At 69.2% G+C, this 9433-nt stretch carries 8 protein-coding genes and 3 pseudogenes; 4 read left to right on the top strand and 7 right to left on the bottom strand.

Translation table 11 applies throughout. The annotated features are described in order from the left end of the window. Positions 1-102 precede the first annotated feature (102 nt). Genes BIV25_RS20145 through BIV25_RS20160 form a run of 4 tightly spaced genes read right to left on the bottom strand, consistent with a single transcriptional unit; the run spans position 103 to position 5551 of the window. Complete coding sequence (locus tag BIV25_RS20145; RefSeq protein ID WP_071373758.1) at positions 103-2463, bottom strand: beta-glucosidase; 2361 nt, start codon at positions 2461-2463, stop codon at positions 103-105. 8 nt (positions 2464-2471) lie between these two features. Then, positions 2472-3290, bottom strand: coding sequence for a carbohydrate ABC transporter permease (locus tag BIV25_RS20150; RefSeq protein ID WP_071373744.1), 819 nt, complete (start codon positions 3288-3290; stop codon positions 2472-2474). Further along, positions 3290-4222, bottom strand: a complete 933-nt coding sequence (locus BIV25_RS20155; RefSeq protein WP_071373745.1) for a carbohydrate ABC transporter permease — start codon at positions 4220-4222, stop codon at positions 3290-3292. Before BIV25_RS20155 ends, BIV25_RS20150 begins: the two co-directional genes overlap by 1 nt. 9 nt (positions 4223-4231) lie before the next feature. Continuing rightward, on the bottom strand, positions 4232-5551 hold the full coding sequence (locus BIV25_RS20160; protein ID WP_079176752.1) for an extracellular solute-binding protein: 1320 nt from the start codon (positions 5549-5551) through the stop codon (positions 4232-4234). 224 nt (positions 5552-5775) lie between these two features. Here BIV25_RS20160 and BIV25_RS20165 point away from each other — a divergent pair. From BIV25_RS20165 to BIV25_RS20175, 3 genes and pseudogenes are all read left to right on the top strand, one after another. Further along, positions 5776-6039, top strand: a pseudogene (locus BIV25_RS20165) (LacI family DNA-binding transcriptional regulator); the annotation flags it as partial. 226 nt (positions 6040-6265) lie between these two features. Continuing rightward, entirely contained in the window at positions 6266-7129 is an 864-nt protein-coding gene (locus BIV25_RS20170) for an LLM class flavin-dependent oxidoreductase (protein ID WP_071373747.1), read from the top strand. Positions 7130-7230: 101 nt separating this feature from the next. After that, complete coding sequence (locus tag BIV25_RS20175; protein WP_071373748.1) at positions 7231-7869, top strand: maleylpyruvate isomerase N-terminal domain-containing protein; 639 nt, start codon at positions 7231-7233, stop codon at positions 7867-7869. 111 nt (positions 7870-7980) lie between these two features. Here the strand turns inward: BIV25_RS20175 and BIV25_RS47195 are convergent. The 3 genes and pseudogenes from BIV25_RS47195 to BIV25_RS54440 form a co-directional block, all read right to left on the bottom strand. Beyond that, positions 7981-8325: pseudogene (locus BIV25_RS47195) on the bottom strand (response regulator transcription factor); the annotation flags it as partial. Further along, a complete protein-coding gene (locus BIV25_RS20180; RefSeq protein WP_071373749.1) occupies positions 8322-8651 on the bottom strand; it encodes an ATP-binding protein in 330 nt (109 codons plus the stop codon). The pseudogene BIV25_RS47195 and the gene BIV25_RS20180, both read right to left, overlap by 4 nt. A 130-nt stretch (positions 8652-8781) precedes the next feature. Continuing rightward, positions 8782-9141: pseudogene (locus tag BIV25_RS54440) on the bottom strand (sensor histidine kinase); the annotation flags it as partial. On the opposite strand from BIV25_RS54440, the gene BIV25_RS52925 reads away from it, so the two are divergent. After that, positions 9122-9433: hypothetical protein (locus BIV25_RS52925; RefSeq protein WP_256255934.1), on the top strand; the 312-nt coding region annotated here is incomplete at its 3' end. The pseudogene BIV25_RS54440 and the gene BIV25_RS52925 overlap by 20 nt on opposite strands.

The raw sequence follows: 9433 nt of genomic DNA on the forward strand, positions 1-9433 counted from the left end.
GAAGTGACGTCGAAGGTGTCCACGGCGCTCGGTCGGGTGCTCACTGACCGGTGTCAGCCGGGCCTTGGGCACGTCGATGTACGCGCGCGGCCTCTCGCAGCGTCAGCGGCACTCGACGGTGACCACGGGGTGCAGCATGCGGGTGTGGTCGACTTCCCGGACCGGACCGGTCAGGTGCAGCGGGACCGTGATGCGGTGGTCGGTGCTGCTGGCGGAGATCCGCAACTCCAGCTCGCCTGGTTCGACGATGCGACGGCCTCCGCGGCCGGTGAAGGACGCCAGGTCCGCAGGCAGTTCCAGGAGGACCCGGCAGACTTCCCCGGTCTGGAGGGACAAGCGCCGGTAGCCGACGAGGCGCTGCACCGGCTGGACCACGGAGGCCACCGGGTCGTGCAGGTAGAACTGCACCACCTCGCAGCCTGGGCGTTCGCCGGTGTTGCGGACCTCGAAGGCGATCCGGAAGCTGCCGTCGGTGCCGGTCTCCGCGACGCTGACGTCGAGCGCGGACCACTCGAATTCCGTGTAGCCGAGCCCGTGGCCGAACCCGTAGGCCGCGCTGGTAGTGGTGCTGGACACGTCGCTGTCCTGGGCCAGCCGGGCGGCCAGGTAGGTGGAGGGCTGGACACCCTTGTGCCGCGGCACGCTCACGGGCAGCCGTCCGGAGGGGTTCACTCGCCCGCTGAGCACGCCGGCGATCGCCTCGGTGCCCGCCTCCCCAGGGAAGAAGGACTGCAGGATCGCCGCCGCCTCCGTCTCGGCGCGCCCCAGTGTGTAAGGGCGACCCGCCAGCATGACGAGCACCACCGGCGTGCCGGCATCCAGCAGGGCTTCGAGCAACTGCTCCTGCACGCCGGGAAGTTGCGTCGACTCGACATCACATCCCTCGCCGCTGGTGCCGCGGCCGAACAGGCCGGCGCGGTCCCCGAGAGCGAGCACCACGACGTCGGCGCCACGGGCCGCCGTGACCGCCTCGGCGAAGCCGGCCTTGCTGTCGCCGTCGACGGCCGCACCGGGTGCGGAGAGGATCTCGGCGTCGGGGAACTCGGCCGCCAGGGTCTCGCGCAGCGTGGGCAGCGCGATTCCGGCCGGAACCCCGGGGTGTTGCGAGCCGACGTGTACGGGGAAGGAGTAGCAGCCCAGCACGGCCGTCGGGGTGTCGGCGTTGGGGCCGATCAGCGCGATCCGGCGGGGGCGGCCGAGCGGCAGCGTGCCGTCATTGCGCAGCAGCACGACTGCCTGCTCTGCCAGCTCGCGCGCCAGCCGCCGGTTGGGCGGTGGGTCGAGGTCGACGCTGCCGCGCAGCGCCTCGGGATCGCTGAGCTTGGCTCCGGAGATCGCCTGCGGAAGCGGGTTCCAGCCAGGGTCGAGCAGGCCGAGCTGTGCCTTCTGGACGAGGACCCGGCGCAGGGCGCGATCGATCAGTTCCTCAGGGACGGTGCTGGCCTCGACCGCGTCGAGCAGCGGCTGTCCGAATGTCTTGACGGTCGGCAGCTCGACGTCGACGCCGCTGGCGAGGGCGAGACCCGCCGCCTCGTCCCAGCTTCCGGCGACGCCGTGCAGGAGCTTGAGGAAGGCGATGCCGAAGTAGTCCGCCACCACGGTCCCGTCGAAGCCCCAGGTGTCCCGGAGCAGACCGGTGAGCAGTTCCTGGTCGGCGGCTGAGGGGATGCCGTCGGTGTCGGTGTAGGCGTGCATGACCGAGCGTGGTCGGCCCTCGCGCAGCGCCATCTCGAACGGGGCAAGGATGACGTCGGCGCGCTCGCGGGTGCCCATGGTGACCGGCGCGAGGTTGCGGCCGGCCCGCGAGGCGGAGTAGCCGGCGAAGTGCTTGAGCGTGGCGACGATCCCGGCGGACTCCAGGCCCTGCACATAGGCCGTGGCGAGAGTGCCGACCAGGTACGGGTCCTCGCCGATGGTCTCCTCGACGCGACCCCAGCGGGCGTCGCGCACCACGTCGAGCACGGGGGCGAGGCCCTGGTGGACGCCGACGGCGCGCATGTCGGTCCCGATGGCGGTGGCCATGGTGCGCACGAGCTCGGGGTTGAAGGTCGCTCCCCAGGACAGCGGGACCGGGTAGGCGGTCGCCCCCCAGGCCGCGAACCCGGCCAGGCATTCCTCGTGGGCGATCGCCGGTATGCCGAAGCGGTTGGCGGCGACGATGCGCTGTTGGGAGCGGGCGAGCGAGAGCGCACCGACGGCGGCGTCCACGGGAACGGTGCCGAACGGCCGGGTCAGCTGGCCCAGACCGTGCGGCAGCAGCTCGTCCAGGTCCGGCGGCTCCTCCATCTCGTTCTGGTGCGGGGCGACCTCGCCGCCCTCGTCGGAGGCGCCCACCCAGACGCCGACCAGCTGCGCTGTCTTCTCCCGCAGGGTCATGGCCGCGATCAGGGCGTCGGCTCTGATGGCGGGGTCGAGCGAGACGTCCCGCCACACAGGAGTGGTGAGTTCGACGTCGGGGTTCATGTTGCCGGTCACTTTCCTCCGACCCCCATGAGCCCCTGGACCAGGGCGCGGCGGGCGAACAGGTAGACGACGAAGACGGGGAGCATGGACAGCACCACGGCGCTGAGCAGTCCGGGGACGTCGACGCCGTGTTCGGTCTGGAAGTTGTACAGGCCGAGGGTGATCAACTTGGTCGAGTCCGACTGGGTGAGGATCAGTGGGAAGAGGAAACCGTTCCAGGCTTGCAGGGCCGAGAAGACGACGATGGAGGAGAGCCCGCCTTTCGACAGCGGCAGGACCAGTTGCCTGAAGACCCGCCGCGGGGAGGCTCCGTCCATCGCCATGGCTTCGTACAGGTCGGGGGTGATGTCGCGCATCGCCCCGGTCAGCACCAGGGTGCACACCGGCAGTGAGAACGCGGCGGTGGGCAGGATGACGCCGATCAGGTGGTCATAGAGCCCGGCCTGGCTGATCACGTAGAACATCGGAACGATCACCGCCTGCGCGGGGATCGCGAGTCCCAGCAGGAAGAACCGGAAGACGACGGTGATGGTCCGGCCCTGGGCGCGCACGATGGCATAGGCGAGCGGCGGCACCACCACCAGCACGATGCCGACGACGCTGACGGTGACGATCAGGGTGTTGAGGAAGTCCTGGCCGAAGCCGTTGGAGAACGCGGTGAAGTAGTTGCTCAGGGTCAGCTGCGACGGAAAGCTCAGCGGGCCCTGGTCGGAGTAGTTGGAGGTGGTGCGCAGGGTCGCGACAAGCAGCACGTAGAGCGGCAGACCGACGAGAGCGAGCCATATCAGGGAGCCCAGCCCGGCAAGGTAGTTGGGGTGCTGCCGCATCAGATCCCCTCCGCCGTGCTGCGCATCTTGTCGTAGCCGGAGAGCCGGACCACGGCCAGGGAGATGAGGGTGGCGACCACGACCAGGACCAGCGCGATGGCCGAGCCGGCACCGAAGTCGAATTCCTTGAAGCCCTGCTCGTACATGTAGTAGGCGCTGACCGTGGTGTCCGTGCCGGGGCCGCCCTGGGTGAGGATCAGCACCGTGTCGAAGGTGGTGAGCCCGCCGACGACCATGAGGATCACCGAGGTGATCATGGTGTTGCGCAGCTGTGGCAGGGTGACGTGGAGGAACTGCCGTACGGTGCCGGCCCCGTCGATCGCCGCGGCCTGGTAGAGCACCTGCGGAACCGCGCGGGCGCCGCCCTGGTAGAGGAGTGCGTGCAGGGGGGTGAACTGCCACATTCCGACGAAGGTCAGCACCGCGATCGAACCGGCTTGGCTGCCGAGCAGGTTGCCGTTGCCGAACAGCCAGGGAAGCTGGCCGGGGATGCCGAAGTTGGGGTCGAGCAGGGCGCGCCACAGCACCGAGACCGCGGTCGCCGAGAGCAGCAGGGGGACGAAGAAGATCGCGGACAGCACGGCCCGGTTGCGCTGGGGTCCTGCTGCCCAGACGCCGAGCAGGATGCTGACGGGCGTCTGCGTCACGATCCCGAGCACGGTGAGCACGAGGGTGAGCCAGATGCTCTGGGTCATCACGGGGTCGTGGATCAGCTTGGTCCAGTTCGCCAGGCCGTTGAAGTGCGGCGCGGTGACGCCGTCCCAGCTGGTGAAGGACAGCACCGCGACCAGCACCAGCGGGAGGATCGCGAACAGCAGGAAGAACAGGGTCGCGGGTATGGCCCAGGCGAAGCCCGGGCGGGTCACCCCGACGACGGTCCGGCGCGCCCTGGGGCGGCGGCCGGACACGGCTGCGAGAGAAAGTGAGCTCATCGGTCCTACTCAGGAATTGGACAGCGACTGCATCGCCCGGATGAAGCCGTTGGCGTCGGTCTTGCCGTCGAAGAACTTCTGAACAGCCGTGTGGAGCGGCGTGGCCGCCGCCGGCGGGTAGGCCTGGTCCCAGGACAGCTGGAACGACGGCGCCGCCTTGACCAGGTTGAACTGGAACTGCGAGTAGTCCGGGCTGGCCGAGGTGGACAGGAAGCCGGCCGTGTTGGTGGTGGTCGGCAGGTTGCCTATGCCGAGCTGTGCCTTCACGAACTCGTCGGAGTACATGAGCTTGAGGAAGGCCGCCACGGCGTCGGGGTGCTGGGTCTTCTTCACGGCGGAGTAGAAGTTGTTGGTGTTGCCGACGACGTCCTTCGGGTCGCCCTTGCCGCCGCTGACGATCGGGAAGGCGCTGTAGCCGAGGTCGTTCTTGGCGAAGTCGGGGTTGTTGGACTGCTGGGTGGAGTACTCCCAGGAGCCCATCAGTTCGAAGGCGGCCTTGCCCTTGGCCAGCAGCGCCGGGGATCCGCCGTCGGTGAACTTCACCGAGTCGAAGTGGCTGCCGAATGCGCCGGCGTCGATCAGCTGCTTCAGCATGCCCAGGGCCTTGTGGCTGTCCGGGCCGGCCCACGCGCTCTTGTCACCTGCGAGTGCCTTCTGGAACAGGTCCGGTCCGGCGACCCGGTCGAAGACGTACTCGAGCCACATGAGGCTGGGCCACTGGTCGCCGCCGCCGAGCGCGATCGGGGTCAGTCCCCTGGCCTTGAGCACCTTGACGTCGTTGATCAGGTCGTCCCAGGTCCGCGGGACGCTCAGGCCGGCGCTCGCCAGGACCTTCTTGTTGTTGAAGAGCAGCACGGGCTGTGTTCCGCGCATCGGGACACCGTAGGACTTGCCGTCGACCACCGCGGTGTTGAATACCGAGGGGAGGAAGTTGGACTTGAGCCCCGGGTCCTTGGCGATCATGCCGTCCAGAGGGAGCAGGAGATTCTTCTTGGCGAAGGGCGCGATGCTGCCGCCGCCCCAGTTGAAGAAGATGTCCGGGGCCTGCGGGGTGTTGATGATCGTGTTGAGCTTCTGCTGGTAGTCGGCACCCGGGATGGTGTCCAGCACCGCCTTGACCTTCGAGGTCCTGTTGAACGTGTCGACGATTTGCTTCTCGACCTTGTTCGCGGCGTCCCCGTAGACGAGGACGTGGATCGTCCCGGAGTTGGAGCCGCCGGTGGACCCGCACGCGGAGGTCAGAGCGAGCACCAGCGCGCTCGTTGCCGCTACTGCGGCGAATCTGTTCCGGGTTGCACCGTGGTGAATGGTCACGCGAAGAGAACCCATGGCTCGCCGTCCGTCGATAGTTTCGAAGAAAGTTACGAATGATGCGGGAAACCTAGGCGTCACATCGACCGCCGTCAAGGAGGTGGCAGGCCCATCTCGATGCGGGCCTGCCGACGAGGCCCTGACCAGCTAACATCCGTCCCGTACAGGCGCAAGGACTTCGTACGTCGCACACCGGGGCGGCGCAGGAGGGATCGTGACCAGAGCGGCGACACTCGTCGAAAATCGCACGCGAGACGGGAGTGTCCACACCGACTGTTTCGAAAGTCCTCAACGGCCGCGCGGACGTCGCCTCCTCCACCCGGGAGCGGGTGGAGGAGCTGCTGCACCAGTACGGATACCAGCGGCGGCGCAGCAACAGCGCCCCGTCCAGCCCATTGCTGGAGCTGGTGTTCCACGAGCTGGAGAGCGCCTGGGCGGTGGAGGTCATCCGCGGGGTCGAGAACGTCGTCCGTGAGGAGGGAATGAGCGTCGTCCTGTCAGAGTCCACTGACACCCACCGCGTCACAAGATCAGCGCCAGAGCCCGCAATTCCCCAGGCGGCCGTGGCATCTGCCGGACCCCGCTCGTGATGCGGAGTCCTACTGGTCAGTCCAGTCCGTCCGACTGTGATTCGGGGATCCTGACGGATCACGCGTGGTCCGCAGCCTGCCGTGAAGCCGCCTGTATCCGAATCCGGTTGCCGCTTCGTGGCCGGTTGCACATCCTGCTGGGATGCGCTTCTCCATCAACATCCCGAACTTCGGTGACTTCGCCGACCCCCGTAACGTCGCGACCGTTGCGGCTGCCGCCGAACAGGCCGGCTGGGACGGACTCTTCGTCTGGGACCACGTGCTGCACCGACAGCATCAGGGGCGTCCCTTCGGAGATCCCTGGATGCTGCTGACCGCGGCCGCGCTGGCCACCTCCCGGATCCGACTGGGCACACTGCTGACGCCGGTCCCCCGGTACCGTCCGCAGCAACTCGCCCGCCAAGTGGCCACGCTGGACCACCTCAGTGGCGGCCGGGTGACCTTCGCCGCCGGCCTGGGCGGTCCGGTCGAGGACGAATACCGAAGCTTCGGCGACACCGCCGAGCCGCGCCTCCTCGCCGAGCGGCTGGACGAGGGAGTGGAGCTGTTGCGGCGCTTCTGGTCCGGCGAGCCGGTGAACCACCACGGCCGGCACTACGAGGTCCGGGACGTGGCGCTGCTGCCCGCCACCGTGCAACGGCCCGGTCCGCCGGTGTGGATCGGCGGGTTCTGGCCGCGTCGTGCGCCCATGCGGCGGGCAGCGCGGTGGGACGGCGCGGTGCCGCTCTTCGAGACGGCCCGGCACGGGCATGTGCCGGACGTGGCGGACGTACACGAGCTGGTCGGCTATGTGCGCAGGCACCGTACGGCCGAGGCCGAGCGCCCCTTCGAGTTCGTGCTCGGCGGTGCCACACCCCCGGACGCGGCCAAGGCCAGGGACGTGATCGGCCCGCTGCACGACGCCGGCGCCACCTGGTGGGACGAGCGACAGGTCCAGACCGGCTCCGACCTGGACCGCCTCTGTCCGGTGCTGCGTCGCATCGAGGCGGGGCCGCCGGTGATCTGATCAGCCATTCGATACGGGACCAGGCGAGTTGTGTCCGGAATGCTTCACCTGTTCGCCATGTTGACCGGTGAGGCAATCGCCGACGGCAGGGGGATGAGAAGGTGACACAGGTCAGGGAGCTCTACCTGAGCGTGGCGGAATCAGCGGGGAGGCTGCTGGCAGAGCCGGCGGTCGCAGACGGCTGGCACCAGCCCTCCGCGCTGGCGAAGCTCAGCGTCCGTGGGCTGGCGGGCCATCTGGCCGGGCAGGTCTTCTTCATTCCCGCAGTGCTGGCTGAGCCCGTACCTTCCGAGCCCGCCATCTCGATCCACGAGTACTACAGGCGGGTGAGTTGGATCGGCTCGGACATCGACACGCCGTTCAACCAGGGCATCCGATCCGGCGGAGAGGACGAGGCGGCCGATGGTCCCGCCGCACTGGCCGCGCGGGTCGCCAAGTGCGTCGACGAGCTGCGCGGCACCTTGCCGGCCGCGCCGGATCGACTCGTCCGCCGCCCGACCTGGGGACCGTGGTCGATCAGCCTCGACGACTTCGTCACCAGCCGGACCCTGGAGCTCATCGTCCACTCCGACGACCTCGCGTGCAGCGTCGGGCTGCCCACACCTGCGTTCCCGGCCCTGGCCGTTGAGACAGTCGTGGACCTGCTGTCGCGGATCGCACTGCGACGCCATGGAGCGACTGATGTGCTGCGCGCACTGAGCCGCGCCGAACGCGCACCGGCCTCCATCTCGGCTCTCTAGGCATGTTCTGGGGTGGGAGAGCCGGCACCGGGACAGGTATGGGCAGGGCCCGTGGGACCGTGCGGTAGACCATGCCCACACGTCCCCGCTGGCGGTCACCCGCACGGCGTCGATCAAGCGGGCGGGTGGAGTGTCCTTCAGGAGGAAGCCCGCGGCGCCTGCGCGGAGCGCCTCGAAGACGTACTCGTCCAGGTCGAAGGTGGTGAGCACCAGCAGGTGGACGGGCACCGGAGAGGGGCCGCCGAGCAGCGCGCGGGTGGCCTCGATGCCGTTGAGACCGGGCATCCGGATGTCCATCAGGGCGACGTCGGGGCGTTGTTCGCGGATCACCCTGACCGCCTGGGTCCCGTCGGCCGCCTCACCCACGACCTGGAGATCCTCTTCCGACTCGATCAGCACCCGGAACCCGGCACGCACCAGTGTCTCGTCGTCCACCACGACGACCCGCACCGTCATGCGCCCTCCAGGCCGGCGCCCACGGGGAACTGGGCTGTTCGCTCGTCCGTGGCGTACGGCAGCCGGGCGGTTAAGCGAAAGCCGTGCGGGGAGAGCGGGCCGGCGTGGACCTCGCCGCCGTAGAGGGCGGCCCGTTCCTTCATGCCGGTCAGGCCGTGGCCCTCGGTGATCGGGGTGGTCGTGCGGCCGGCTCCGGCGTCGACGACGGTGAGAGCGACCTCGCCCGGTGCGTAGGCGACCGTCGCCCGGGCATGGCCGGTGCGGGCGTGCTTGACGACGTTGGTCAGGGCTTCCTGCACGATGCGGTAGGCGGCGCGGTCCCACACCTGGGGGCAGGGCTTGTGGGTGACCGCTGGTCGTCAAGTCGACCTGGACGCCGGCCCGTCGGGTCTGTTCGATGAGTGTGTTCAGGTCGTCGAGGCCGCCGGGCAGCCATTCGGCGCCGTCGTCGCGCAGGACCCCCAGCAGGGAGCGTAGCTCCCCCAGCGCGGCCCTGCTGGTGGTCTCGATCGCGGAGAGGGACTTCGCGGCCTCGTCGGGCCGGCTGCCGATCACGTGGTGGCCGACGCCCGCCTGCACCGCGATGACGCTCAGGCTGTGCGCGACGACGTCGTGCAACTCCCGGGCGATGCGTATGCGTTCCTCGACGAGGAGGAGCTGTGCCCGCTCCTCGGCCTGCACGACCAGGCCTCGGGTGTAGGCGCGGCCCCGTCTGGTGGACCACCCGATCGCCCAGGCGGCGGCCTCGACGACGAGGACTTGGACCATCCCGGGCAACCCCCAGGAGTACCCTGTCATGCCCTGCAGAGGGATCATCAAGGCGAGTTGTGCGGCGACTGCCGCCGTGCCCGCGTACGCCGCGACGCGCGCGGGCCGGGTGACCGCCACCTCGTACACCAGCAAGGCAGTTGCCAGGATCCCCGACAGGCCGACCGCGGCCTCGGTGGCCATCGTCACCGACGCCACCGCCAGTGCCGGCAGTGGCAGCGGCCGCCGGACGGCGACAGCCAAGACCAACGAGCACGTCAGCACGGCCTGCCATGCCGGCCAGCCCGTGCGGTGCGCGCCAAGCGTCCACCACAGGACGTTCCACACCATCAGGACCATG

This window comes from Streptomyces sp. MUSC 14 (assembly GCF_001866675.1).
Lineage (GTDB): Bacteria > Actinomycetota > Actinomycetes > Streptomycetales > Streptomycetaceae > Streptomyces.